Below are 26947 nucleotides of genomic sequence, written 5' to 3' on the forward strand. Positions count from 1 at the left end.
CCGCCTCAGGCGGACTGCCCCGCGCCCGTCAGTTCGATGTCGTCGCGTATGCATGCGACCGAGTGCCCCCCTGCCGTCTGCCGCAACGGCGGCACGGCCTGGGCGCACGCATCGAGTACATAGCGGCAGCGGGTGCGGAAACCACATCCCGAGGGCGGGTTGATCGGACTCGGAACATCGCCCCTGAGAATGATCCGGGACCGCCTTACCGTCGGATCGGGGACGGGGACCGCCGACAGCAGCGCCTCCGTGTAGGGATGGCGCGGGGAGCGGAACAGCGCCTTCGTCGGGGCGATTTCGACGATGCGCCCGAGATACATCACCGCCACCCGATCGCACAGATATCCCACCACCGCCAGATCATGGCTGATGAAGAGAATCGTCAGGTTCAGCCTCTTCTGGATGCTGACGAGCAGATTGACGATCTGTGCCTGGATCGACACATCCAGGGCCGAGACGGGTTCGTCGGCAACCAGAAAGCTGGGCTCCGTCACGAAGGCGCGGGCAATGCCGATCCGCTGCCGCTGGCCTCCCGAGAATTCGTGCGGGTAACGATCCGCATACTGACCGGAAAGTCCGACCAGTTCGAGCGCCTCGACGACGCGTGCGCTCCGGGCCGGCTCGCCCAGGTCCGGCCTTTGAATGACGAGCGGCGCCGCGATGATCTGCCTGACCGTCATTCTCGGATTGAGCGAGGAGAACGGGTCCTGGAAGATCAACTGCATGCGCGGGCGCAGCGGCCGCAATTCCCGGCGGCTCAGATGGGTAATGTCCCTGCCCTCGAGGTGGATTCGGCCCTCCGTCGGCTCCGTCATGCGGAGCACGGCCCTTCCCAGGGTGCTCTTCCCCGACCCGGACTCACCGACCAGGCCGAGGACCTCCCCGCGCCCGATGTCGAACGACACGTCCTCGACGGCGCGCACCAGGTCCCGCTTGCCGAGGAAGCCCGAACTGATGCGATACCACTGCCTGAGGTTCTGCACCCGCAGCAGGGACTTGCCTGCCACCTGTATCGCAACTGGATCCTCGGACAACGACATTCTAGGCCTCCGCTCCAGCCAGCGCTCGCCACCGGACACAGCGAACCATATGGCCCGCCTCCGTTGGCTCCAGGGCGGGTATCGCCCTGTCGCAGACGCCCGCTTCGCAATGGGTGCAGCGGGGGGCGAAGGCGCACCCCGGGGGCAGGTCGAGCGGGTCGGGAACGCTGCCCTGTATCGCCTCCAGCATGGTGCCGGGCTCGCCTGCTAGATCCATGCGCGGCATCGAGCGCAGGAGCCCCTGCGTATAGGGCATGCGCGGCTCCTTCATCACCGGCACGACGCCGCCCTGCTCCACGATTCGGCCCGCATACATGACCATGACCTGATCGGCGATCTCCGCCACCACGCCGAGATTATGGGTGATGAAGACGATCGCCATCCCGGTGGTGGCCTGCAATTCCTTGAGGAGTTCGAGGATCTGCGCCTGTACGGTAACGTCGAGCGCCGTCGTCGGCTCGTCGGCGATCAGGACGCGGGGATCGCAGGCAAGCGCCATGGCTATCATGACGCGCTGGCGCATGCCGCCGGACAGATGATGGGGATAGGACTGCAGTCGCCGCCGCGCCTCCGGGATGCCCACTTGCTCCAACAGTTCCTCGGCACGCGCAAGAGCCTGCCGCCGCCCGACATTCCGATGGAACATGACGGCCTCTGCAATCTGGTCGCCGACGCGGTGCACCGGGTTGAGCGACGTCATGGGCTCCTGGAAGATCATGGAGATCTCGTTGCCTCTCACGGCACGCATCGCCTCGCGTCCGAGGGTCGTCAGGTCGCGGGGCGCATCGCCTCCGTGAAGCAGGACAGACCCGCCGAGGGTAACCTTGGGCGCCGGGGGCGTCAGGCGCATGATGGCAAGGCTGGTGACGCTCTTGCCAGACCCGGACTCCCCGACCAGCGCCAGCGTCTCGCCGGCTCGAAGCGTGAACGATACGTCCTGCACCGCGCGGACAGGACCGCTCTCGGTGCGGAAGGTCACCGAGAGATTGCGCACCTCCAGGACGGGAGCTGGGCTGCTCGCCGGGACACCCCCTCCGTTGTCCGGTGCGGTGGTGAGAACTGCTTGTCGATGCGGGACGATACCGGGCATGCCGCTCCTCAGGCCAGATCGAAACGAGCGTCGAGGGCATCGCGCAAGCCATCGCCGACGAAGTTGAAGCTGGTCACCGCCAGTGTGATCATCAGCCCGGGGAAGATGGCGAGCCAGGGGGCGGAGCCGAGATATTGCTGGGCATTGTTCAGCATGTTGCCCCAGCTCGCCGTCGGCGGCTGGATGCCATAGCCGAGGAAGCTGACATAGGCTTCCATCAGGATTGCCCGCGCCACCGTAAGGGTCGCTGCCACGATGATCGGTCCCACCGCATTGCGGAGCAGCTCGTTGAACATGATGTAGCGCCCCGACGCGCCGAGAAGTTCGGCGGCTGCCGTGAAGTCGCGCTCCCGCAGGGTGCGGATCTGGCTCTCGACCACGCGCGCCACTTCCATCCAGCTCGTCGCGGCGATGATGAGGGTCAGCGTCACGACGTTCGGATGAATGAACGCGGCCAGCACCAGCAGCAGGAAGATGGAGGGAAAGCAGAGCACGGCGTCGACGAAACGCATCAGTGCGCCGCCGATCCAGCGCCCATAGTAGCCGGCCGTCACGCCCACCAGAATGCCGATGGCGGTGCTCATGAGCATGGCGGCGAACCCGATGGCCAGCGAGATCCGGCCGGCCATCAGCAAGCGGACCATGAGATCCCGGCCGAGCTGGTCCGTGCCGAACAGGTGCCCGCCCGAGGGAGGCGGCGAAAATCGGGCGCGCAGATCGATATGCAGCTGGTCGAAGGGAATGATCCAGGGCCCCGCGATCGACGCCAGGACGAGCAGGATGATGGCGATCGCACCGAAGACTGCGAGGCGATGACGCAGGAAGCGGCGAACGGCCCGGCTGCGCGGGCGGAACAGCGCGGGGCGGGCAGTCTGGAGGGAGGGAGCGGCGTGGGTCATGAGGCGTCTCCCCTATGTCAGCCGGATGCGCGGATCGGCCACCGCGCAGAGCAGGTCCGCCAGGAGATTGCCGAGCAGGACGAGGATGGCGGAGAACATCAGAATGCCCATCACCACCGGATAGTCGCGATAACCCAGTGAATCGAGGAACAGGCGGCCCATCCCCGGCCAGGTGAATACCGTCTCGGTGACGAGCGCTCCGCCCAGAAGGGTCGGCACTTCGAGCCCCGCCAGCGTGATCATCGGCAGCAGCGCGTTTCGGAATGCGTGGTGGAACAGCACCGTGCGTTCGGGCAGGCCTTTGGCGCGCGCTGTGCGGATATAGTCCTGGTGGATCACATCGAGCATCGAGGTGCGCATGTAGCGGCTCCAGATCGCTACCTCGACGAGGGCGAGCACGAGAGCCGGAGCGATGAGATGATGGACGTAGTCGAGAAAGGTCCCGCTGCCGCCGACGGTCGTCCGGTTGCCTGCCGGCAGCCATTGAAGCTTCACGGCGAACAGATAGATGGTGATCAGGCCGAACCAGAAGGTCGGAATGGAGAGCGCGATCATCGCGCCCACGGTGGCCAGTGTGTCGAATATCGAGTAGCGCCGGACGGCGCCCAGGATGCCGATCGACATGCCGATGACGACCGCGATCAGGATGGCGGAAATCATGAGTTCCAGCGTGGCGGGCAGACGGGCGCCGATCACCGCCAGGACGGGCTGGCTATCGCGATAGGATCGTCCCCAATCCCCTTCCAGCAGGCGGGAAAGCCATTCCCAATATTGCAGAGGGAGGGGACGATCGAGGCCCATCTCATGCGCGATGCGGGCAAGGTCGGCCTGGGTCAGACCCGGCACGAGGGCGAATTGCGACAGCGGCCCGCCGGGTGCAAGATGCAGCACGGCGAACCCGATCATCGAAACCAGCAAGAGCAGAAGCAGGCTCTGCACGAAGCGGCCGACGAGAAAACGCGTCATCCGTGATGCTCCCGGCTGTGGCAGCTGCGCAAGGCGGGACCGATGCCGTTCCCGCCTCGCCGGTTCACACGATCTGTCACGCCGCCGACCAGTACCAGGTGTTGGCGTTCCAGCAATTCTCCTGCACGTTGACGTTCGGCGTGAACCCCTCGAGCTTCGATTTCACGCCCGACACCATGGCGTATTGGAAGATCGGCAGATAGGGCAATTCGGTTCGCGTGACCTCCTGCATCTTCTTGTAGGCGGCCTTGCGCTTCTCGATATCGACCGTCTTGGCTCCCTCCGCGAGCAGGCCGTCAACCTCGGCATTCTCGAACTGGGTGGTATTCTGGCCCGAACCACCCTTGGCGGCAATCGAGCGGCTGGCGAAGAAGTCGGTCGCGTCCGGATCCGGGCCGATCATGAAGCCGATGCCGACCATCGCGCTCTCGAACTTCGACTGCATCCAGTAGTCGCCCCACATCACGGCGGGCGGCAGGTTGTTGATGTTCATCTTGGCGCCGATATCGGCCCAGTTCTGCTGCAGCAATTGCTGGGCCTGTTCGCGCACATGGTTGCCGGCCGTCGTGGAGTTGACGAATTCCAGCCGCACGCCGCCCTTGGCCCGAACGCCGTCCGAGCCCAGGGCCCAACCGGCATCGTCGAGGATCTTCTTCGCCTTCTCCGGATCGAACTCGTGCTTGGGAAGATCCGGATCGAAGGCCCAGGACTGCTTGGGCAGGAAGGATTCCGTCTCGCTCGGCAGGCCGTAGTAGATCTGCTCGATGATGCTCTTCTTGTCCATGCCGTAGTAGAGCGCCTCGCGGACGGCCTTATCCTTGAAGACGGGCAGCCCCGTGTTGACGGCGATGTTCTCGATGAAGGGCTGCGGAACGGGCATGACATTGCGGTCTGCCAGGCCCTTCGCCTCCTCGTAATGATCCGGCGTAATGCCCTGCAGGCCAATATAGTCGATGTCGCCAGTCTGGAACTGCGTGTAGAGAACCGTCAGATCCGGGATGTACTTGACGATCAGCTTCTCCAGGTGCGGGCCCTCGCCGTGATAGCCGTCATGGGCGGTCAGGGTGATGTGATCGCCGGGAACGCGCTCGACCCACTTGAAGGGACCGGTTCCGACCGGATTGTTCACGAAGGCCGGCTTGTTGACGTCGGTTTCCTTCTCCAGGATGTGCTTGGGCACCAGGAAGGTCCAGGACAGGATGGCCGGATAGGGCGCATAGGCCTTCTCCATGCGCCAGGTGATTTCGGTGGGGCTGACGACCTTGATATCGCGCACCAGTTCATGCCCGGCACGCCGGCCGGCGATGAATTTCGGATTCTGGATGAGCTCGATATTGAATTTCACGTCCTCCGCCGTGAAGGGCGTGCCGTCATGCCATTTGACGTTGTCCTTGAGCTTGACGTGCCAGTTCAAACCGTCCGCGGAGATGCCGCCGTTTTCGACCGTGGGTATCTCGGCGACCAGATCTGGCTGGAAGGCGCCCTTGGGATCCACGCGCCAGAGCGCGCTGAACAGGTTGAAGTAGACGGCTTCGTCGACCTCGATGTGGACGAGCAGCGGATGGAAGATGGTCGGCTCCTGGGATAGGCCCACGATGACCTGCCCCGTTGGCTTGGCAGGAGGCGTCGCCGCGCGTGCCTGCTCGACCCACCCCCCGGATGGGCCGAGCCAGGCCATGATTCCGGCGGACGCGCCGAAGGCAAGCAACTGCCTGCGCGAGGGGTTGAAGTGCGACACGCCCCGCGGGCCTGCCGGGTACTTGTTCTGCTCTGTCATGATGATGGTCCCCTGTTTTATTATGTTCTCGCAGCCAGACGATGGGCCCGCCGCGTCTTGGGCCTTGACCGGAAGTCGCTAGATCCCCGCGATGGGACGGGGCTTGGACCCGTCGCTGAAACGGGAAAAGCGGAACTCATGCGGATCGACGATCGGCTTGGCGCCCGTGACGATGTCGGCCACGAGCCGCCCCGCGCCAGGGCCTATGCCGAAGCCATGTCCCGAAAAGCCGGTGGCGATGACGAGGCCGGGCAGCGCATCGACCGGCGATATTACCGGAATTGCGTCCGGCATCACATCGATGAGGCCCGCCCATTGCTGCACGATGTTAGCTCCCGCAAACACCGGATACATGCGCGTGAGCCCATCGAGGGCTTGCCTCAGGTAGCGCTGGTCCGGCGCCGGATCGAGCACCCTGACCTTCTCGTAGGGAGAAACCTGGTCGAACGGCACCGGCCGAGCTTCCTGCCATTCCTGGAGGAAGCGCCCTTCCAGGCTGAGCTTGAGGCTCTTGTGGTCCTCGCGTAAGGCGGGAAGGAACTCCGGGAAGAAACGGAAGCTGTCCGGAACGATCGGGACCACGTTCACATTGCCGTTCGCGATGTTGTAGCCTCCGTCGAGCCGGCGGCGGAAAGCGAATTCGCTACACCAGAGCGCCGCCTGCGGGGCACCATCCAGGGGTGCGGTGCGCATGACGCTCGATCTCACCTTGAGCTGGGGAAGCGTGAGGCCTAGATCCTTGAGGAAGCGCCTCGACCAGGCGCCTCCGGCAACCACGACGCTGTTGCAGCGAATGAGCCCGCGTTCCGTAACGGCGCCGGTGATCCTGCCTCCCGTTCTGTCGAGGCCGCGGACGGCGCAATCCGTCAGAATGACCGCTCCGTTGCGGCGCGCGGCTGCCGCAATCGCCGGCGCCGCCTTCTGTGGCTCGGCCCTTCCGTCGGTGCTGCAATAGAGAGCGGCCTTCCATCTCGTCGCGGCGCCCGGCATGTGCCGGTCCAGCTCGGAGCCGGAAATCAACCGGGCGTCGATCTGATAGGGCCTCGCATGTTCGAGCCATGTCTCGTAGCGGGCGACATCCGCTTCGGTTTCCGCTGAGAACACGATCCCCGTGCGGCGGAAGCCTGTTTCTCCCTCCACCGAGCCGTTCATGCCTTCCCACAAGCGCAGGCTTTCGACGATGAGCGGAATCTCACGAGGATCGCGCCGGGCCTTTCGCACCCAGCCCCAATTGCGGCTGGACTGCTCGCCCGCGATATGCCCCTTCTCGCACAGGACCACCGAAACGCCGCGCTGGGCCAGGTAAAGGGCGGTGCTCGTACCGATGATGCCGCCGCCGACGATGACCACATCGGCTTGCGTGGGGAATGACGTCTCCGGCGCCAGCGTATCGACTTGCGGCCCCATCTCAGCCCGCGCTCCGGGGTGTTGCAACAGATGTCATAGCATTTCTTCCAGGACTGAATTGATGGGGATTTCCGTCACGCTGGCGGTGTTGGGCAGGTCGAGGACCGTCGCCACGAGCCGGGCGACGTCCGCCGGCTGGGTCATTTCCTCGGGGGCGCGGGCCGAAAGGGCGAAGGCCATGTCCGTGGCGACGAAGCCGGGACAGATGGCCGTGGCGCGAATGCCGTCGTCCCATCCCGCATGGCGGATCGCGTGGGTCATGGCGAGGGCTGCGAATTTGCTGGTGGCGTAGAGGCCCGACTTCGCGCTCTTAACCCGCAGGCCGGACAGGGAGACGATGGTCACTACCCTACCCGTTCCCGCGCGAACCAGCCATGGCCAGGCGCTCCGGACGAGGCGCAGGGGGGAGCGTACGTTCACCTGGAAGAGATCGTCGAGTTCGCCGTCCTCCGCTTCGATCACGGTACGGCCGGAAGCGATGCCGGCATTGGCGATGACGGCATCGATGCGACCGAACTTCTCGGCGGTCGCCTGGACCCATTTCTCCTCGGACCCGGGCTGGCGTGCGTCGAACCCGTGCATCAGGACATCCGCCGCGTCGGGACCGGGGCGCCACGCCGCCGGATTGCGCACGCCGAGGCTCAGCGCCCATCCCTGCTCGGACAGGTGTCCGGCGATCGCCGCGCCTATGCCGCGATTGGCGCCCGAGATCATGGCGACGCGCTGCGAGGGATCAGGCATGATCGCCTCCCGCAGCCGCACCGTTCCACCTCAACCCTCGGGGCTGGGGATCATGTCGATATAGGTCTCGTACACCTTGCGCAGCAGCTGCAGCAGGGTCTCGCGCTCGCCGGCCGAGAGTATCGCGAAGAACTCCTCGTCCTGCCGCTTGATCGTCTGCCGGACCCTCTGGACGATGCCCTTCCCCTTGTCGGTGAGGTAGAGCTCGCGTGCCCGCCGCTCCACCCGGGAGATCCGCTGTTCGATGAAGCCATCCGACTCCATCTGTTCCAGCAGCTTGCCCATGGCAGACCGGTCCTTTCGTATGAAATGCGCCAGGACCGAAGGGCGCAGTCCCGGATTGGCCGCCGTCAGCAATATTGTCGAGATCTTTCCCGTGCCACCAGCGAGGCCGAAAAGCGCCGTCTGGCTGTCGAGATCCTTGCTGACCACGATATTCACCGATCGGATATAGAAGCTGAGCAGCGAACCGAACACGTCGAAATCGATATTCTGATAGTCGATCGTCTTGGGTACCTTCGCCGGATTGCGGCGCTGCGCCTCTCGCCGGCGCCGAGTGAGATCGCCGGAACTCATGATGATGTCCACTCCTCTCCCAGGACGGCCTTGCTGCCTGCTGATGGCATCGGATCATGATACACGCAACTCCTTTGGGTTTGCCGAAGAGGTCTCCAAGCGCTCAAAATGGCGGCGGGTCCGCTCCTCCAGCGCGAGCGCGTTGCTGGTCCCGGAGCCGATACCAGGCCAGGAAGAGCCTCGGCGCGAAGTTCATGTAGAAGGGAGCGCTGCGAAGCGGCTCCAGAGGCAGCGCCAGATCCTGCGCGGGGGCACCGAGCGCCCACTCGGTCAGCACGGTGCCCATCATGGTCCCCGTGGGCACGCCGCGTCCCGAATATCCAAGTGACGCCACCACGCCCGGGGCCAGCTGGAACAGCCTGGGGATCGTCTTGGGCTGCATGTCCAGGGCACCAAACCAATAATACTGCCAATCCACCTCCGGCAGATCGGGCAGCAGCCATTGCAGCTTCCTGGCCATCAAGGCCTTCGTATAGTCGATGTCACCGCCGCGCCGCCCCTCCACGAAGGCTGAAGTAACGAGGCGACCTTCCCTGTTGTACTTGTAGATCATCGCGTCGCCGCGGCTGTCCACGACGGTGTTGTTGTTCGGGGCGATGATCTTGCGCAGGTTGTCGCCGATCGGCTGGGTCGCCATCACGGCCACGCCCAGGCGGCTGAAGCTCTGCTCCAGTCCCGGCCAAAAGCCGGTGGTGTAGGCGCCGGTTCCGCAGATGACCTTGTCGGCGGAAATCGAGCCCTTCGCCGTCTCCACCCGCCATCGCATTCCGTCAGGCTTGATGGCGGTGACGGGAGATCCGGTGAAGACCCTGGCGCCGCGCGACATCGCGGCGCGGGCGAGGCCCCTGGAATAGCCAAGCGGGTTGATATGCCCGCCTTCGGGATGGAACCAGCCGCCGTAATAGCGCGGGGAACCGGTCAGACGCGCGACCTCGTCCCGGTCGAGCATGCGCGTCGCCTTGCCGACCGATTGATAATAGCCGCAGCGCTTCTCCATCTTCGAGAGCATGCCGGGGGCGTGTGCTGTCTGGATGTAGCCGGTCTGGACGCCTTCGCAGTCGATGTCGTAGCGACGGATGATATCGAATACCAGATTGGCGGCATCGGTCTGCCGCTTGATGAGGCGCGACGCGAAGGGCTCCCCCAGCATCTTTCGGATGGTCGGGATCTCATAGAAATGGAATGTCGGCGTGCAGTGCCCGGCATTTCGGCCGGATCCACCGTTTCCGATCTCCTTGGCTTCAAGTAGTGCGACGTTGGCTCCACGCTCAGCCAGGTGAAGAGCCGAAGAAAGTCCGGTATATCCGCCACCGATCACGCAGATGTCGGTATTCTCGCGCCCTTCAAGCTCATAGGTCTCGGGCGGTGGAGCTGCCGTCGCATACCACAGCGACGGCTCGATCGGCGCCTCTTGAATCTTCATTTCGGGTACACCTCACGAATTTATTGTCAACGACGAGACAAAAGCATCCAGAGGCGCCAATCAAAATTGACCGGCGGGTCGAAATTATCTGACAGATGAGGTTTCTATACTTCCAACTGTGCGCAATGATGGTAAGCGTCCACTATTAAAGCTGTCAAGTATGCGGGTGCCTACCTGCTGGCGAAATAGGTGGCATGGGACGCCTTATAGGCGAGCAGTCTGCATGCACAGCGCCTGTCCGGCTCGTGATCGAGGCTCGCGTGACTGCGGGAAATGCAAAAGGCCCTGCTCCTGCCGGGAGCGGGGCCTTCCTTTCTGTCCGGGCTGTCGGCCCTGTCTGCTGCAGGCCGGTTCTACGCCGCCTCGCCGGGCGACATGGCTTGAAGCATCTCCGCGGAGGCTACGCCATCGAGCCCCGTCGATCCATAGAGCCAGGCGATGGCGTCATACCAGTCGGCCGGCGACTTCGCGCGCATGATCGCGTTGCGCAGCTGCGCATGGGCACCGGCAGGATGGTAGATATGCTGGCCGATCTCGCGCGACTGGAGCTGCACTCGTGCGGTCCGCAGCGCGCGCTTGCCGTTATAGGAAGGAAGGGCCTTTTCCGCATCTCCGCCGGCGGCTTCCATCTCGGCTACGAGGCAGACGGCATCCTCCATGGCCATGCAGGCGCCCTGCGCGAAATACTGGAGCATGGGATGGGCGGCGTCTCCGAGCAGGGCGACCCGGCCGTCGACCCAGTTGGAAACCGGCTCGCGGTCGCACAGCACCCAGAGCTTCCAGTCCTTGCCGCGCTCGATGATCTGGCGCGCGACAGGCGCGACATGAGCGAACCCCTTGGCGACCTCCTCATGCGTCGCGGGTTTTCCGGCCACGGGCTCCGGCGCATCGTTATGGTACGTGACGACGAGATTGAAGAGCTTCCAGCCTGAAAGGGGGTAATGCACGATGTGGCACTTCGGCCCCGCCCAGAGGGTTGCCGCATTCCAGCGCAGATCCTCCGGCATTTCCTCCGCCGGAATGACCGAGCGATAGGTCGTGTGCCCGGAAACGCGTGGCGCCCCGTCTCCAACGACCTTCTTGCGGATATTCGACCACAACCCGTCCGCCCCCAGAAGTGCCGAGCCACGGATGTGGTCACCACCGGCCAGCACGGCGACGACTTCGGCTCCATCCTGTTCGTAGGTGCTTACTTCGCAGCCGGTGCGCAACTCGACCAGCGGGCTCTCCTGGCAGGCCCGGAGGAAGACCCCGAACAGTTCGCCACGATGAACGACCGCATAGGGATTGCCGAAGCGCTTGCGGAAGGCCTCGTCGAGGGGAATGCGCGTCACTTCGTCTCCCGTGATCGCGTCCATGAACCGGAGGCTGTCGATATAGACGGCCATGCGTCGGGCCATGTCCCCGACACCCAGATAGTCGAAGGCGTGGAAAGCGTTGGGCCCGAGCTGGATACCGGCGCCGATCTCCCCAAGCTGGGGGGCTTTCTCGAGAACGATGGATCGAAAACCCTTGCGGGCAAGACCGGTCGCCGTCGCAAGGCCGCCTATGCCGCCACCGGCGATGATGATGGGAAGCCGTTCGGTCATGCTGTCTCCTCCCAGAGTATCGAACGCCGGCTCCGCGAGGGAATGCCGGACTTCATGGTTATTCGCTGTCGGGCTGTCGTGAGGGATGCGCGGCCGCGAAGGCAGGCAAGGCTTCGCAAGCGGCGCGCACCGACGTCAGGCGTGGCATGGCGGAGAGGTCGACCCCGAAGCGGTCCGCGGAGAAAAGCTGGGGCACCAGGCAGATGTCCGCCAGCCCGGGCCTGTCGCCAAAGGCGAAAGGTCCTTCTGAGGCCGTGCGCGCCAGCAGGACCTCGCAAGCAGAGAGCCCCTCCTCGATCCAGTGCCGGCACCAGCCATCGAGCGCTGCCTGCGGCTGTGCAAGCTCCGTCTTGAGATAGTCCAGCACCCTCAGGTTCTGCAGCGGATGGATATCGCAGGCGATGGCCAGCGCCACGGCGCGCACATGGGCTCGCTCGACGCGATCGACCGGCAGCAAGGGAGGGTCCGGATAAGTCTCGTCGAGCCATTCGATGATGGCGAGCGACTGGGTGAGGATGGCCCCGTCGGCCTGGAGGGCCGGTATCAGCGCCTGGGGATTCAGCCTCCGATAGGCCGGCTTCTTCTGCTCCCCTCCGTCCCGGCGCAGATGTACCGGAGCGAGTTCGTACGGAATCCCCTTCAGATTGAAGGCGATGCGGCAGCGATAGGCGGCCGAGCTGCGAAAATAGCCCTGAAGCGTGATCATTCCGCGGCTCCGATTGTCAGGGAGACTGGTTCGAGGCCATCGATTTCGCCCCGGATCACATTGCCGGCGATGACGGGTCCGACACCGGCGGGCGTGCCGGTGAAGACGAGGTCACCGGGAACGAGATGATAAAATCCCGACAGATGCGCTATGATCTCGGGCACCGACCAGACGAGATCGGCCAGATGCGCATCCTGGCGGACCTGTCCGTCCACTTCGAGGCGGATGCGCTGGGCGCCGACGGGACCGAAATCCTCCGCCTTCGTTATCTCGGAGACGACAGCCGACTGCTCGAAATCCTTGCCGAGGTCCCAGGGACGCCCCTTGGCCCTTGCATCGAGCTGCAGGTCCCGGCGCGTCATGTCGAGCCCGGCGGCATAGCCGTAGACGACGGAAGGCGCGTCCGTGGCACGCACGCGAAAGGCCGGCCGGCCGATGGCAACGACGAGCTCCATCTCATAGTGGTAGTTGGCGGTTCCCGGCGGGTAGGACAGCGTCAGGCCGCTTGTGACGGTGGAGAGCGGCGACTTCAGGAAGTAGAAGGGCGCCTCCCGGTCTACCTCGACACCCATCTCCCTGGCGTGATCGGCATAGTTGCGGCCGACACAGAAGATGCGATGCACGGGGTAGGCGCCTTGCTCGCCGCGAACGGGGATCGCCGGAAATTCCACGGCAGGAAACAATGTCTTGTTTGCGCTCATCGGCTTTTGGTCCTCAGCGAGAAGGTTTTGCGGATCATCCAGGACGAACCGTTTGAAGTTCGGCGGGCAGGCGCGGCCGTCCCTCCGCCTCGACCAGGGCGAGGAGCTCGGCCGGAAAGTCGTGGGTCGATCCGCCATTGCCGAGATCGACGGCATGGAGCCAGATCGACAGGGCGCGTTCGCGCACGGTGTCGCGTGGCGTCACCCGCCGTCCGTCCAGCGTATCGACGGACCAGTCCCAGGCGGCATCCGAAAGGTCCCGCCATTCGACGTTCAGATGTGCCTGGGCATGCTCGAACAGGTAGCGCAGGGCATGCGTGGGCAGCGTGGCGCCAAGCGCTACGTCGTCCGGAGGCTGATCCGGATCCCCGAGGCTTTCCCTTGCCCGCTCCTCGCGCGCCGCCTCGGCAATTCGTGCCAGTGCGCGCGCCTGGTAACCGACATGGGACACGAGCAGGCGTCGGCCACAGCCCGGCAACAGCGATTGCCCCTCCAGGCCGTCGTCGTCGAGCTCACCCAGCTTGCGCGCGAAATAAGCCGCGCCGCGCCGCGCCCACAGGAGCTCGCGAGCGGGAGCGGACGGTGAATCGTAGCGCGCGCCCTGACCCTGGCGCTCGCGCAGGGCCGCAAGTGCCTGTTCCTCCTCGCGCGGCCGCAGCGTCCCGTTCATCCCTGCCGCCCCTCGACATGGGTGCGGGCGAAATGCAACCGTTCCATGATCGGTGCATCGGAGAAACGGAAGAGATCGAAGCTCGTCTCGGCCTGGAGGGACCAGCTCACCCAGGATGGGACGACGAAGAGGTCGCCGACGTCGAGCGCGGTCTCCTGTCCTCCAAGGACGACGGAGCCGCGGCCGGCGAAGACCTGGAAGACCGAGGAGCCGACCTCCCGGCAGGCCGGCGTCTGCGTCCCCGCTCGCAGGCGATGGAATTCGGCCCGGATGGTCGGCATGACGTCGCCGCCGGTCGTCGGATTGACATAGCGCACCGCCGCATGTCCCTGCCCCACCGTGGCAGGCTGCCCTTCGTCCTCGAGCAGGAGCTGCTCGGTCAGGGCGCGATCCGTATAGTCCCAGCGATAGGCCGAGATGGGAGAGCTGACGGTGTTCTGAAGTCCGGACAAGGGCCGAAGGCCCGGGTGGCACCACAGCCGTTCACCGCGGGAGAAACGGGGGGTGGCGTAGTCCGTCACACGTTCGGAGCCGAACTCGAAGAAGCCGACGTCGTTCTGATACGAGAAGGGAATGTCGAGCCCGTCGATCCAGGCCATCGGCTTGTCGGTTTCGTTGTGATGGCCGTGGAAGTGCCAGCCCGGCGTCAGAAGGAAATCTCCGCGGCTCATGCGCACTGGATCCCCGTTGACGACGGTCCAGACCCCCTCGCCCTCGACGACGAAACGAAAGGCATTCTGTGAATGGCGGTGCTCCGGCGCCGTTTCCTTGGGCCCGAGAAACTGGATCGCGGCCCAGAGCGTCGGGCTCACATAAGCGCGGCCGCCGAGACCCGGATTGGCAAGGCCGATCGCCCGTCGCTCGCCGCCGCGCCCCACCGGAACGAGATCGCCGGAGCGGCGCGCCAGCGGATAGAGGTTCGCCCACTTCCAGACGTGGGGGACCGCCTTCGGCTTGGGGTGAATAGGCATCAGGTCGCCGAGTTGCGTCCACAACGGGATGAGATGCTCCCGCTCGAAGCCGGCATAGAGCTCGCGGAGCTCGGGCGTGTCATCCGGCTGCATCGCGTTCTTGACGGCCGCATGGTCCGTGACATTCGGCATGCCGCTCATGCTTGCCTCCTCCGTTCATCGACGGCGCGGCGCGCCTTCGCCTGCTCGACCCACAGATCCCAGGGGCGCTGCATCTGCGCCTCCACATTCCTGACCGCGGCCTCGCTCTCGCCTTCGGTGAGGTAGACGACTTCCCCGAGACGGGAGGCTTCGAGCTGGTAGCGCGCATTGATCTCGGCATAGACCGCCCGGTAGACCACCTGCTGGAGCGAGCCACCGACCACGGTCGAGCCGTGGCCCCGCATAAGGACAATGTCGCTTGCATCGAACTTCTCGGCCAGCGCCGCGCCGAGCCGGCTGCTGCTTATCAGGAGATCGGTCGCCTCTCCGCCCGTCTCCCTGATCTCGAACACGGGCGCTCCCTGTCCCACGAAGCCCGCCATGTGGAAGAGAGCCCTGAGCCTCGTTCCCCGGACCACGCTCAGCGGCACGATCGCATGGGAATGACTGTGAACGACCGCCTGCACATCCGGACGCCGGCGGTAGATCTCGCCGTGGATGAACCGTTCGAGATAGACCTTGCGACCATTCGCATTGACGGCCTCGCCGTCGAGCGTGAATTCGATGATGTCCTCGGCGCCGACCCGGCCCGGCGCCATGTTCCGCGCCAGGAGGAAGCGGTCGGGCCGCTTGTCGTGGCGCACGCTTACATGCCCGAATGCATCGACCACGCCCTGATCGAACAGGATGTGATTGGCGAGGACGAGAGTCTCGATGAGTTGGGCGGAGGAGGCAGTGCTCGTGGGCGCGTTGTCCGCTACGTCGACGGCAATTTGGTGGCTGTGGCCTGCAGATGTGCACATGGCTCGCTCTCAGTTCAGCATGATGTTGATGGTCTTGGCTTCGGTGTAGGAGAACATCTCCTCGATCCCCTCCTCCCGGCCCACGCCGGAATTCTTCATCCCCCCGAAGGGGACGCCCAGGAAGTGGTTCGAGACGCCGTTGATCCACATGTGGCCGGACCGCACGCGGCGGGCGACGTTGAGCGCATTGCGGATGTCGTTGGTCCACACGGCGCCCGTGAGGCCGTATTCGGTGCTGTTGGCGAGTTCGATCGCCTCTTCCACAGTCTTCCAGCGACCGACGGACAGGATGGGACCGAAGACCTCGTCCTGCCACAGCCGCATGCCGGGCCTGACATCGGCATAGACAGTGGGCTCCACCCAGAAGCCCTTCTGGAAAAGAGAGCCCGAAGGCCGCCGGCCGCCAGTCATCAGCCTGGCACCGTCGGACCTCCCCGACTCGAAGAAGGCGAGAACCTTCTCGTGCTGCATGCGTGAATTTACCGGACCCATATCCGTCGCCGGATCGGCGGGATCGCCCAGCCTGAGTTTCGCGACCCGCTCCACCACGCGCTCCAGAACCGCATCATGAATGTCTTCGTGCAGCAGGAGCCGGCTCGTCGAGCCGCAGGACTGCCCCTGCCAGGTGAAATTCATGCCGCGCAGGGCCGCGGCGGCTATGACGTCCGGATCGGTGTCCGGGAAGGCGATCAGCGGGTTCTTGCCGCCGAGTTCCAGAGTCACATGTTTCACCGCCACCTCCGCCGCAGCCCGCTGGATGGCGCGCCCGGTCCCCGGCGAGCCGATGAAGGCGATGCGCTTGATCTCGGGATGACGAACGATGGCGTCGCCCACCGTCGCACCCGTTCCGGTTACGATGTTGAAGACACCAGGCGGCAGCGCCTCCCTTGCGATTTCTCCGAGCACCAGGGCTGAGAGCGGACTCGTCTCGGGCGGCTTGACGATGACCGCGTTTCCAGCCGCAAGCGCGGCGGCGGTGCGGGCCACCGCGAACATCAGCGGGTGATTGAACGGCGCGATACGCGCGACGACCCCATAGGGTTCGCGAAGCGTGATGTGCAGGTTATCCGGCGTCGCCGGAATGGTCTCGCCCTTGAGCTCGTGAATGAGACCGGCATAGTAGTCGAGGCTTTCCACCGCCATGCCCACATCGCCGCGCATCGGCGTGACGGTGTTGCCTGTGTCCGCCACCTCGACATGCAGGATCTCCTCGGCCCTGGCTTTGAGCGCCTGGCCAAAGGCACGCATGCGGGCTCCGCGCTCGCTGGGGGTGGTGGCCGCCCAGGCAGGCCAGGCCGCCTGCGCACCTGCGATGGCGCGGGCCACATCCTCCTTGGTTCCGCGCGGGGAGCGGCCGATCACTTCCTCGTTTGCGGGGTTTATGGATTGATCGAATTCGCCGCTCGAGCTGTGCACCAGCTCGCCGCCGATCAGCATACGATCCGATTTTGTCACGTAAGCCATCGTAGGCTCCTGTTTCAGGGGCAGGCCGCACGGCCACCCGCTCTCAATGGGTGATCATGCCGCCATCGACGTTGAGGAGCTGGCCCGTGATCCAGCGAGCCTGCCGCGACAGGAGGAAGGCGATCGCATCGGCGATATCGTCCGGGCCACCGGCGCGCTTGAGGCATTGCTGCTGGATCATCGCCGCCTTCTGTTCCGGCGTGACGGTCGCCCGCTCCACTTCGGTAAAGGTCGGCCCTGGCGTCAGGGTGTTGACGCGTACGCCGTGGTCGCCGAGTTCCCGCGCCATGGCGCGCGAAAGTCCCATCACGCCGGCCTTGGACGAGACGTAGTGTGCATAATTGGGCCGGCCGAACAGCAGGGTCGAGGAGGCGATGTTCACGATGGAGGCCTCCCCCGAACCGACCAGCGCCTCGCGGGCCGCCCGAGTCATATTGAAGACACCCTTGAGGTTGATGGCCTGGACACGATCCCACTCATCACCGGGAATTTCCCAGAAGGGCCTCATCTGGAGCGTCGAGAAGATCGAGGCATTGTTGACGAGGCCGAATACGCCGCCGAAGGCTTCCGAGGCCCTGTCGACGGCCTCGCGGCAGCTGTCCTCGCTGGCCACGTCCGTTCGCACGAAGAGCCTCCTGCCGTTGCCGGGCGTTTCCTCTCGGGCCACCGCCTCGCCCTTTTCCGCGTTCCAGTCCGCGATCAGGACGTCGACACCTTCGGCGACGAGCGTGAGCGCCAGGCGACGGCCGATGCCCTGCGCCGCGCCCGTGACGATCACGGCGCCTTTTTCGGGATAACGTTGCATGATGTATGTCCTTGTCTAGGCCGCAACCGCTGCCGTCGGTCGTCGCGATGGCCGGTTTCCGATTTCGCGCCCCTCCTCCGTTTCCAGGAGTACGGTGGCTAGAGAGGCATCGCCCTTGCGCACCACTTCGGCTTCGAGGAGCGAACCGCAGTCCGGACAGACATGCTCCCGCAATTCGAGTTCGACGTGCGTGCGGATATGGGGACCGTAGGCGTCAGGCTCCACGCGATAGCTTAGAGCCCGCTCCTTCCAGTTTTCGCTGGCCGAACCGAGATCGCAGCCGCATGAACAGGAGAACCGTCCAGCGCCAAGGCGCATTTCCCCATTGCCAGGACGACGGACCGGCGCCCGCCCAGCGAGACGACGGCTGCGGATCGCATCACGCGCCTTCTCGGTTGCGGCGATATCCAGTTCGCCGTCGCGGATCACCACGCCGTACTGGGCATGCGCGGCCTCGTGACTGACATGGCCGTCCAGAACATCGTTCCGTACGGCCTCGGGCCGGCGCTTCAGCGGATCGCCGTAGCCGCCACCTCCCTGGAAGGCATAGCCGAGGATGTCGTGCGAGGTGAGAGGCATCCGGCCGGGTTTCGGTCCCAGTTCCTCCACCCCTGAAGCAAGCATCTCGTCCAGATTGCCGGCAAGGCCGACGATTTGCTCCACGGAGCCGGCGTCGACCACCCTGAAGTTGCGCCCGCAGGCGCCCGGGAGCCCCCCGAACTGACCTATCGAATTGGGAACCTCGACGCCGTGGCCCAGCATCATGGCCTGCAGTCCGGACGTGCCGTAGGGCGCGATGGCCAGCGCGGTACCAGCGCCTCCCCTCTGACGCCCCGGCCCTCCCGTATCGCGGACGAACGAACGGAACAGATAGAGGAAGGGGCCGTTCGCCTCGTTGGCCTCGACATTGGCAATCGCCGGCCGAGGCACGCAGTAGTCGCCCGAGCCGTCGAGGCCGTCGTGATCCGGAAAGGCCCCACCGCCTCCCGCGGTCGAATCGAGGAGAAATGTGCCGAAGGGTGCGCCGTCCCGGTCCTTGCCCGCGAGTGTCATGACCATCATGTGGCCCTTGGTGACGGCCTGCCCCTCATTCCTGTTGTCGGGAGAGAAGGCCACCATGCGCGATAGTGCGGCAACGACCACATTCTGGACGATCCAGGCCGTCGAGATCGTGCCGGACGAGATCGGCGCCGGCCAGCTCGCATTGCAGAGGATTCCCTCCGGTGCCACGAAGTCGACCGCGTGCAGGATCCCCTCGTTCCAGCGAATCCGAGGCGCAAGGATCGGCAGGAGCCCGGTCAATGCCGCCCCACGCATTCCTGAGGCGGTGCAGTTGATGAAGCCGGGCGCCTGCGGCGAGGTGCCCGTCATGTCGAGGGTGAGGCTGTCGCCTTTCTTGATGGCCGTGACGCAGACCTGGTAGAGCACGTTCTCGTGGCCGTCATGCTCGATATAGTCCCGTGCCCGGAACACCCCGTCCGGCAGGGTGGCGAGAACCTGGCGCATCTGGCGCTCGGAGCTTGCGATCTCCTCGCGCATGATCGTCTCGACGGTATCGCCGCCGTAGCGGTCCATGAGTTCGACGAGCCGGCGGGCGGCGACGTTGTTTGCCGCAATCATCGCCTTAAGGTCGAGGCCGAGCATGTGGGGCAGGCGCGTCATCCCCATGATCATCTGCCAGAGATCCTGGCGCAGCACCCCCCCTTCCACGATCTTCACGCCGGGAAGCAGCATGGCCTCCTGCTGTATCTCGGTGGCGCCTATCGCCCAGGAGCCGAAACTCATGCCGCCGACATCGAGCTGATGGGCGCAGGAGCCCGCCCAGGCGACATGCCGCCCAGCATGGAAGACCGGAGCGACGATGGAGACATCCGGCTGATGGATGGCGCCGCGATAGGGGTCGTTGAGGATAAACATGTCCCCCTCGCGAATGCCGGGATTCTCCGCGAAGTTCTCGTTGATCGATCGGATGACCGAGGACATCGTCCCGGTGTGGAACAGGACCTGCGGTCCCATGGTGACGATCGAACCATCGGCAAGGTAGAGCCCATTGTTGAAATCGGTGGCTTCGGTGACGACCGGCGAACCGGAGACCGATTTCAGCGTGATCGCCTGCTCCTCGGTAATGGCCTGGAGCTTGTTGCGCACCACTTCGAAGGTGATCGGGTCGATGCTCTTTTCAGCGGCGGGCATCTCGGCTCTCCTGGCGTTGCTCGATGGTGATGTTGGAGTGGGCGTCGAGGCGGGCGACCTGGCCTGCCGCCACGAAGACCGAGGTTTCGGGGTGTTCGATGACGGCCGGCCCCTCAACGGTGAAGTCCATCGGCAGATCGCGCCAGTTATGGACCGTGCATTCCATTCGGCGCCCGACGACCGGCTCGAAGATCGAACGGCGGCCGGGTGCCGGTGGCGTGGTCGGTGTACGCAGCGCGATCTCGGGCCGCCGCGCCTTGCCGAACGCCTCGACGCGCACATTGGTGAGTTCGATGCCGGCCTCGCGGAAAGCGGCCCCCTTCCCGTAGGTCTGCTCGTAGGTCTGTTCGAAGCGCGCAGCGAGATCCGCCAGCGAGGTCGCGCCGATCGCGCCGGCCTCGAGGGGAATGATGAGATCGTTGGTCTGCCGCCGATAGCGCAGGTCCGCGCTGCGCACGAGACGGACGTCGCCGACATCGACGCCTGCCCGGCTCATCGCTTCCCGGCATTCTGCCTCGAGTTCGTCGAAGGCGCTCTGGACACGTCCTGCATCGAGCCCTTCGCTCGCCTCTCGATTCCCGCCGCCGCCGCGCATGAGCAGGGCCCGCTCGGCGGAGAACTGCAGGTCGGCCGCCAGCGCGCCATAGGCGGAATGAGCCATGGAAGTGACGGGCACGACCATTCTGGGTACGCCGAGTTCTGCGCCGTAGCCCGCACAATGGACCGGGCCGGCGCCGCCATAGGCGAAGATGACGAAGTCGCGCGGATCGAAGCCTCGCCCGATCGTCACTTCGCGCAACGTATCGGCCATTTGTGCATCGACGATGCGGCGGATGCCGGCTGCGGCCTCCTCGACCGAAAGACCGAGAGGCTCTGCAATCTGCTCCTCAATGACCCGCGCGGCGGCCTCGCGGTCGAGCTTCATCTTGCCGCCCAGGAATGTGTCGGGATCGATGATGCCGAGAACGACATCGGCGTCCGTTACCGTTGGACGGGTGCCCCCTCGCCCATAGCAGACCGGGCCGGGGCGCGCGCCGGCGCTGTCGGGGCCGATGCGCAACTGCCCGTCGACGACGCGGGCGATCGACCCCCCGCCCGCGCCGATGGCCCGCACCTCGATCATCGGTGTGGCGATGTGGAAGCCGCCGGCTTCGTGGTTGGTGGACATCAGCGGCTTGTCGTCGACGACGATCGCAACGTCGAACGACGTGCCGCCCATGTCGGTCGTGATGATGTTGCGGTAGCCAAGCTTCTTGGCCAGATGGATGGAGCCCATTACCCCGCCAGTCGGCCCGGAAGTCACGAGGGTCACCGGCCGGCGAGCCGCCTCCGCCACGGGCATGACCCCGCCCGCCGAATTCAGGATCGAGAACGCGCCCTTGAAGCCGCGCTTGCGCAGCATCTGCTCGATGCCGTCGAGATAGGAGACGACCTTGGGCGCCAGATACGAATTGAGTGCGGCGGTGGCCGTGCGTTCGTACTCTCCGAGGACCGGCGCGATCTCGCTGGAAAGACTGACGAAGGCACCGGGCGCCTCCTCCCGAACGATATGTGCGACCAGGCGTTCATGTTCGGGGTTGCGGAAGGACCACAGCAGCGCGACAGCGAAAGTCTGCACGCCGGCAGCGACCAGATCGCGCACGGCCCTGCGCACTTCCTCCTCGTTGAGCGGCAAGAGCACCTTGCCGGCGTGGTCGACACGCTCGCGCACCTCACGCACCAGGTGGCGCGGCACGATAGGCTCGGGATACCGACGGCGGGAATACCAGCCCAGGCGGTCCACCGGCACGCCGGCGGTGAACCCCATCAGGCGCTGGATCGCGAGCGTGTCACCGAAGCCACGCGTTGTAATGAGTCCCGTCCGGGCGCCGTCCCGCTCGATCACGGCGTTGGTGGCCTGTGTCGTTCCATGGCCGAATGCCGTGACCCTCGCCAGCAGCTCCTCGCCCGTCATTCCGCGCTGCGACGCAGCCTCCGCGACGGCAGCAAAGACACCGAGTTCGAGCTCGCCAGGCGTCGAGAGCGCCTTTGCCGTCACCAGGTCTCCATCTGCGTCCAGCATGACGAGATCGGTGAACGTGCCGCCGATATCCACACCTAAGAACATATTTTCCTCCCCAGATCCCGCTGCGGAGCCGCTCCTGCCTTTCATCCGGCCACTCATGGCCGGACGCGCCGGATCGCCCGTCAGAAGAAATCTGCTTTGCCGCGGTGTCTAAGGCCCCGCTGTATGTCTCGAAGGCTAGCGGGAGGAATGCCTTCGATCCAATATATATTTCTTAGATACTTATAGTCATTTGGCTATGGATGAGCCGCCCTTTCGTCCAGTGGAGCGGGCGCCTTTCATCGCGGCTTCGCCGCGCAGACCACCGGGCGGTCGCTCCCCGACTGCAGCCTCGCGCACGAACTCCATCAGTTTCGCCTGAAAATCGGAGAACCCCTTGCCCCGCCGGTGCACCAGGAAAACCGGGACGGGCAGGTCCAGGCCTGGCGTCCGGACATGGCGCAGCAGGCCTCGCTCGAGTTCGTCGCGAACGGAGGTTTCCATCACGAACGCCACGCCGGCACCGCTGCGCACGGCTTGTTTCATCGCCTCGGGATGCCCGAACTCCAGCAATATCTGCCTGTCGACGATCCCGTGCGCACGCAGGCCGTCCTCCTCCAGTTCGCGGCGGACCTGGTTGCGCGGCGAGGATACGAATGGCAGCACGCCGATCTCCTCGGGCGTCGCGACATTTCCCACCAGCGTGCTGTCGGCAGCCGCCACGAGGATGAGTTGCTCGATCCAGAGCCGTTCGACATCGAGCCCATCGACATCGTGCCGGGGATCGAGAATGCACACGCCGAAATCGCAGGATCCATCGCGCACGGCGGCGGTGACCAGTTGCGGATTGGAAATCTGCACGCTGATACCGCCGCTGGGATGGTGTTTCCGGAAGTCAGCCAGGAGCGGCGGAAGCACATAGGATGCAACGGTCATCGAGGCCGCGAGGATGGCATTTCCCGCTTCGCCATCAACAGAGAGGTCGAGCTCGCGCTCAAGTTCCCGTGTCCGCGTGATGACATCGTTTGCCCAGATGTAGACGCGCTTGCCAGCCGGGGTCAGGACCAGCCGGCGTCCACTTCGCTCGAAGAGTCGGACACCCAGTTTCTCCTCGAGGAAGCGAATATGCGCAGTCACGACCGGCTGCGCCACGCTCATGCGGTCTGCAGCACGCGTAACGCTCTGCAACTCACACACCATGCAGAACAGCTCGAGCTTGTGCAAAGTAGTCTGGGACGCGAAGACACGCTGCATAGCTAAGCTCCAATCATAGTCAATCAGCTATGTATGGTGCAGGAATTATATATTTTTGTGCAAGTGGAACCGCCTGTACCTTTTCGAATGGACGAGCCCGTTCTCAGAGGCTGCCATTTCGGGAGGGGAACATGTTGAAGAAGGTGTGCGGAGCGCTCCTGGCCACCGCCTGTATGATCATACCGGTTACGGCGATTGCCGGTGATCTTTCCGTTGATCAGGCCCGCCAGCCGCTGGCCGCGTGGCCCGGGCCCACCCAACCCGTCCAGGTCAAGTCTGGCAAGACGATCTACGTGATCACGTGCTCCTCGCAGGGAATTGGCTGCGTGCGGGCTGCCAACGGCGTCGTCGCAGCGGGCCAGGAACTCGGTTGGAAAGTCCAGGTCATCGACGGTCGCGGCGATCCCGGCGCCTGGAATGGCGCCATCCTGTCCGCAATTGCGGGAGGGGCGGATGGCATCGTGCTGGCGGCGGTACCTCCGATGCTCGTGGGCGACGCACTCGACCGGGCCAAGTCCGCCGGTATCGTCGTCGTGTCGGTGTTCAACCCGGTGCCTGCCGAGGCGGGCAGCCTGTTTGCCTGGGTCCGGCCGGATCACGAGGCACAGGGCCGGCTCGTCGCCGCCTGGGTGGCCAAGGATAGCGGCGGTTCGGCCAAGGTGCTGCTCGTGGAAGACAACCAGTTTCCCGAGCTTGCCCAGCGGTCCAAGGGTTTCAAGGAAGGTCTCGCCGCCTGCGGCGGCTGTGCGATTGTCGAGAGCGTGGAATCGACGATCGGCACGATGGCCCAGCGCCTGCCCGGCGCCGTCGCCTCCGCCCTGAGCCGGCATCCGGATGCGAGCTACCTCGTGGCCCCCTTCGACTCCAATGCCTTCTTCGCCGGAGAGGGCGTGCGTCAGGCCGGACGGGCCGGTGCCGTCAAGGTCGCCGGCTATGAGGGCGATCCCCAAAGCATCGCCGCCATACGCGACGGCAACCAGGCCATAACCATCGCCAATCCGGCGGAGTGGATGGGCTGGGAGGCGGCCGACGAACTTGCGCGTGCCTTCGCTGGAGCACCCGCAGCCGAGGCACCTGTGCCCTTCAGGCTGATCGACGCCGGCAATGCCCCGGCTACTGCAGGCTGGACGGGCGATGTCGACTACGCTGCCGAGTTCCGCAAATTATGGGTCAAGCAGTGAGGGCGGGCGCTTCCATCCTGTCGGCGAAAGGCATCGTCAAGAGCTTCGGCGGCATCCATGCTCTCTCGGGCATCGACCTCGAATTGAAGAGAGGAGAGGTTCACGCCCTCCTGGGAGAGAACGGCGCCGGCAAGTCCACGGTCATCAAGGTGCTCGCAGGCATCCACCGGCCGGATGAGGGCACGGTGGCGATCGGCGACAGGACCTTGCCGGCCGGGTTCGGACCGGCCGACGTGGCGGCCGCCGGGCTCCGCTTCGTCCATCAGGACCTGGGCCTCGTCGACAGCCTGCCGGTCTACGAGAACATGGCATTCCAGACCGGATTCATATGCCGCGCCGGGATCATCGACAGGAAGGCATGCATCGCAGCGGCATCCGGGGCGCTCGCCCGCCTGGGTGCCGGCATCGATCCCCGAAGGACGGTGGGCGAACTCGCCCATGCGGACAAGACCATTGTTGCGCTTGCCCGTGCGATGCAGGGCGAAGCCAACGTCATCGTGCTCGATGAGGTGACGGCCAGCCTTCCCTCCCCCGATGTGGCTCGCATCCACGATGCGGTGCGGGCCGCCAAGGCGCACGGCACGGCTTTCCTGTATGTGACGCACCGCCTCGAAGAGGTGTTCTCCCTGTGCGACCGGACCACCGTTCTTGCCGATGGCCGCAACGTGGCGAGTTGCGAGGTCTCGGCCATCGGGATGGGCGATATCGTGCGATGGATCACCGGCGGCGACCCACAGCCCCGTGCGCCGGCGGTAGCCTTGGCAATCGACGGATCGAACCGCCTGACAGGCCGCGGCCTGGTCGGTGGAGAGATCGCGGAACCGATCGACATGGACCTCCGCGCAGGCGAGGTCGTCGGCGTAACCGGCATCCGGGGTTCGGGCTATGATCGGCTTTGCCGCTGGCTTGCCGGCATCGAGCCCTGCCAGGGCGGCGAGATCCGGGTCGACGGCAAGCGACTGAACGGCGATCCGCGACAGGCGCGAAGCGCAGGCGTGGACATCGTGCTGGGTGACCGCACCCTCGCTGCCTTCTCCGACCTCAGCGTGCGCGAGAACCTCTTTCCGGCAGCGCTGACGGGCGGCCGGCGCGGGGAAAGCGCACGGGCGGCGGAAACGCTCGGACGCTTCAGCGTGCACCCCCCTCGTTCCTCGGAGCGGGTCATGGCGACCTTGAGCGGCGGTAACCAGCAGAAGGTGATTTTTGCCCGCGCTCTGGAACATCTGCCCAAGGTGATCGTGCTCATCGACCCCACCGCCGGCGTCGATATCGGCGCACGCCGGGAACTCCATGACCTCGTCCGCGCCGCCGCGAGGGCCGGAACGGCAATTCTCTACGGTTCGAGCGATTTCGAGGAAATCACGGATATCGCCGACAGCGTGGTCATCGTGCGCAGCGGTGCCCCAGCCGGCAGGCTGGCCGCGAACGAACTCGACTGGAACACTCTCATGAGGATCGCGCAGGACACCTCCGGCGATCCCGCTGCCCTACGGGAGCTCTCACCATGAACGCCAAGGCCGGTGTCGCGGATGCCGTTCCGCAAACGAACATGTCGAGCCTTGCCCTCCGATACAGCCTGCACCTGCTGTTCGTGGCGGTCATCCTCGCCTTTTCCATCGCATTGCCGAAGACCTATCCCACGCTCATCAATGCGCAGACCATCGCCTCCACGAACGCCGTTCTCGCTTTGCTTGCACTTGCTGCGATCCCGACGCTCGTCGCCGGTCAGTTCGATCTCTCCATAGGGTTCCAGCTTGCCCTCGCCCAGTCGCTCTGCGCGGGCATGATCGTCTATGGAGGACTGCCTCCAGTGGTCGCGATCGGCCTCACGCTTGCCGCGGGACTGGCTCTCGGCGCCATCAATGGCTGGCTTGTCGCCTATTGCGGGCTCAACGCCTTCATTACCACGCTCGCCACCGGGATCGTGATCCAGGGCGCGACCCAGTGGTATACGGACGGAACCTCGATCTTCGGGGCAATGCCGGGCGCATTTCTCGGCTTCGGGCGCGCCAGCCTCGTGGGCATTCCACTGCCCTGCATCTACGTGATCCTTGCCGGCTGCGCGCTCTGGTTTGCCTATGAGCACACCTCCTGGGGACGCCGCGCATTCGCCATCGGAGGCAATAGCCGGGCTGCCCAGCTTATCGGCATTCCGATAAGGCGCATGACGCTGGAGGCCTTCATGCTCGGCAGCCTGCTTTCGGCCGTCGCAGGCATTCTGTCGGCGGCCATACTCGGCTCCGCCAATCCAAATATCGGCGTGAACTTCCTCTTGCCGGCCTTTGCCGCGGTGTTCCTCGGCGCAGCGCCGCAAGGCCCCGGGCGCTTCAACAGTTGGGGAACAATTCTCGCCGTCTACACGCTGGCGGCCGGCATCGCCGGTCTCCAGCAGCTCGGAGCCGCCTTCTATGTGGAACAGTTCTTCAACGGAGGCGCGCTGCTCGTGGCGATTATCCTCGCTCGATGGATAGCCGCGAGGCGGGCTCGGGCGAGCGTCTGAATTGCC

Annotated in this window: 23 protein-coding genes; 3 read left to right on the forward strand and 20 right to left on the reverse strand. The window is 65.0% G+C overall.

Translation table 11 applies throughout. From position 1 onward, the window contains the following. Window positions 1–5 precede the first annotated feature (5 nt). The 20 genes from AC6H34_RS02180 to AC6H34_RS02275 all read right to left on the reverse strand — a co-directional run bounded on the left by AC6H34_RS02180 (window position 6) and on the right by AC6H34_RS02275 (window position 23260). Window positions 6–1007, reverse strand: a complete 1002-nt coding sequence (locus tag AC6H34_RS02180; RefSeq protein ID WP_497539837.1) for an ABC transporter ATP-binding protein — start codon at window positions 1005–1007, stop codon at window positions 6–8. Window positions 1008–1041: 34 nt separating this feature from the next. Beyond that, entirely contained in the window at window positions 1042–2130 is a 1089-nt protein-coding gene (locus AC6H34_RS02185; protein ID WP_448146348.1) for an ABC transporter ATP-binding protein, read from the reverse strand. A gap of 8 nt (window positions 2131–2138) precedes the next feature. After that, window positions 2139–3029 carry an ABC transporter permease gene (locus AC6H34_RS02190; RefSeq protein WP_497537752.1) on the reverse strand — a complete coding sequence of 297 codons (891 nt, stop codon included), beginning with the start codon at window positions 3027–3029 and terminating at the stop codon, window positions 2139–2141. A 12-nt stretch (window positions 3030–3041) separates the two neighbouring features. Further along, a complete protein-coding gene (locus AC6H34_RS02195) occupies window positions 3042–3995 on the reverse strand; it encodes an ABC transporter permease (protein WP_448146346.1) in 954 nt (317 codons plus the stop codon). Window positions 3996–4071: 76 nt separating this feature from the next. After that, window positions 4072–5772, reverse strand: a complete 1701-nt coding sequence (locus AC6H34_RS02200; RefSeq protein ID WP_497537753.1) for a peptide ABC transporter substrate-binding protein — start codon at window positions 5770–5772, stop codon at window positions 4072–4074. A gap of 78 nt (window positions 5773–5850) precedes the next feature. Then, window positions 5851–7179, reverse strand: a complete 1329-nt coding sequence (locus AC6H34_RS02205; RefSeq protein ID WP_497537754.1) for an NAD(P)/FAD-dependent oxidoreductase — start codon at window positions 7177–7179, stop codon at window positions 5851–5853. A 33-nt stretch (window positions 7180–7212) separates the two neighbouring features. Beyond that, window positions 7213–7920: an SDR family NAD(P)-dependent oxidoreductase gene (locus AC6H34_RS02210; protein WP_497537755.1), complete on the reverse strand. Its 708-nt coding sequence runs from the start codon at window positions 7918–7920 to the stop codon at window positions 7213–7215. Window positions 7921–7950: 30 nt separating this feature from the next. Further along, window positions 7951–8496, reverse strand: coding sequence for a MarR family winged helix-turn-helix transcriptional regulator (locus tag AC6H34_RS02215; RefSeq protein ID WP_448146342.1), 546 nt, complete (start codon window positions 8494–8496; stop codon window positions 7951–7953). A gap of 103 nt (window positions 8497–8599) precedes the next feature. After that, window positions 8600–9919 carry an NAD(P)/FAD-dependent oxidoreductase gene (locus tag AC6H34_RS02220; RefSeq protein ID WP_497537756.1) on the reverse strand — a complete coding sequence of 440 codons (1320 nt, stop codon included), beginning with the start codon at window positions 9917–9919 and terminating at the stop codon, window positions 8600–8602. A 353-nt stretch (window positions 9920–10272) separates the two neighbouring features. After that, on the reverse strand, window positions 10273–11508 hold the full coding sequence (locus tag AC6H34_RS02225) for a 3-hydroxybenzoate 6-monooxygenase (protein ID WP_497537757.1): 1236 nt from the start codon (window positions 11506–11508) through the stop codon (window positions 10273–10275). Window positions 11509–11566: 58 nt separating this feature from the next. Then, window positions 11567–12211 carry a maleylacetoacetate isomerase gene (gene maiA, locus AC6H34_RS02230; protein ID WP_497539838.1) on the reverse strand — a complete coding sequence of 215 codons (645 nt, stop codon included), beginning with the start codon at window positions 12209–12211 and terminating at the stop codon, window positions 11567–11569. Then, entirely contained in the window at window positions 12211–12915 is a 705-nt protein-coding gene (locus AC6H34_RS02235) for a fumarylacetoacetate hydrolase family protein (RefSeq protein ID WP_497537758.1), read from the reverse strand. The genes maiA and AC6H34_RS02235 overlap by 1 nt, the downstream gene beginning before the upstream one ends. Before the next feature lie 34 nt (window positions 12916–12949). Beyond that, entirely contained in the window at window positions 12950–13585 is a 636-nt protein-coding gene (locus tag AC6H34_RS02240; RefSeq protein WP_497537759.1) for a maleylpyruvate isomerase N-terminal domain-containing protein, read from the reverse strand. Beyond that, complete coding sequence (locus AC6H34_RS02245; RefSeq protein ID WP_448146337.1) at window positions 13582–14697, reverse strand: cupin domain-containing protein; 1116 nt, start codon at window positions 14695–14697, stop codon at window positions 13582–13584. Before AC6H34_RS02245 ends, AC6H34_RS02240 begins: the two co-directional genes overlap by 4 nt. Continuing rightward, the gene (locus AC6H34_RS02250; RefSeq protein ID WP_497537760.1) at window positions 14694–15500 is read right to left on the reverse strand and encodes a class II aldolase/adducin family protein; all 807 of its coding nucleotides are present in this window, start codon (window positions 15498–15500) and stop codon (window positions 14694–14696) included. Before AC6H34_RS02250 ends, AC6H34_RS02245 begins: the two co-directional genes overlap by 4 nt. Window positions 15501–15509: 9 nt before the next feature. After that, window positions 15510–16964: an aldehyde dehydrogenase family protein gene (locus AC6H34_RS02255; protein ID WP_497537761.1), complete on the reverse strand. Its 1455-nt coding sequence runs from the start codon at window positions 16962–16964 to the stop codon at window positions 15510–15512. A 43-nt stretch (window positions 16965–17007) separates the two neighbouring features. Then, window positions 17008–17769 carry an SDR family NAD(P)-dependent oxidoreductase gene (locus AC6H34_RS02260; protein WP_497537762.1) on the reverse strand — a complete coding sequence of 254 codons (762 nt, stop codon included), beginning with the start codon at window positions 17767–17769 and terminating at the stop codon, window positions 17008–17010. Window positions 17770–17784: 15 nt separating this feature from the next. Next, complete coding sequence (locus tag AC6H34_RS02265; RefSeq protein WP_497537763.1) at window positions 17785–19962, reverse strand: hydantoinase B/oxoprolinase family protein; 2178 nt, start codon at window positions 19960–19962, stop codon at window positions 17785–17787. Further along, window positions 19949–22069 carry a hydantoinase/oxoprolinase family protein gene (locus AC6H34_RS02270; RefSeq protein ID WP_448146332.1) on the reverse strand — a complete coding sequence of 707 codons (2121 nt, stop codon included), beginning with the start codon at window positions 22067–22069 and terminating at the stop codon, window positions 19949–19951. The genes AC6H34_RS02265 and AC6H34_RS02270 overlap by 14 nt, the downstream gene beginning before the upstream one ends. A 186-nt stretch (window positions 22070–22255) precedes the next feature. Further along, a complete protein-coding gene (locus AC6H34_RS02275; RefSeq protein WP_497537764.1) occupies window positions 22256–23260 on the reverse strand; it encodes a LysR family transcriptional regulator in 1005 nt (334 codons plus the stop codon). Window positions 23261–23391: 131 nt separating this feature from the next. Between AC6H34_RS02275 and AC6H34_RS02280 the strand changes: the two genes are divergently transcribed. The 3 genes from AC6H34_RS02280 to AC6H34_RS02290 are packed head-to-tail and all read left to right on the forward strand — an operon-like array spanning window position 23392 to window position 26941. Beyond that, window positions 23392–24441 (forward strand): sugar ABC transporter substrate-binding protein, encoded by a 1050-nt coding sequence (locus tag AC6H34_RS02280; RefSeq protein WP_497537765.1) that lies wholly within the window; start codon window positions 23392–23394, stop codon window positions 24439–24441. Next, window positions 24426–25949: a sugar ABC transporter ATP-binding protein gene (locus AC6H34_RS02285; protein ID WP_497537766.1), complete on the forward strand. Its 1524-nt coding sequence runs from the start codon at window positions 24426–24428 to the stop codon at window positions 25947–25949. Before AC6H34_RS02280 ends, AC6H34_RS02285 begins: the two co-directional genes overlap by 16 nt. After that, the gene (locus AC6H34_RS02290) at window positions 25946–26941 is read left to right on the forward strand and encodes an ABC transporter permease (RefSeq protein ID WP_497537767.1); all 996 of its coding nucleotides are present in this window, start codon (window positions 25946–25948) and stop codon (window positions 26939–26941) included. Before AC6H34_RS02285 ends, AC6H34_RS02290 begins: the two co-directional genes overlap by 4 nt. Window positions 26942–26947: the final 6 nt, after the last annotated feature.

This window comes from Labrys sp. ALF-8, from assembly GCF_059699065.1.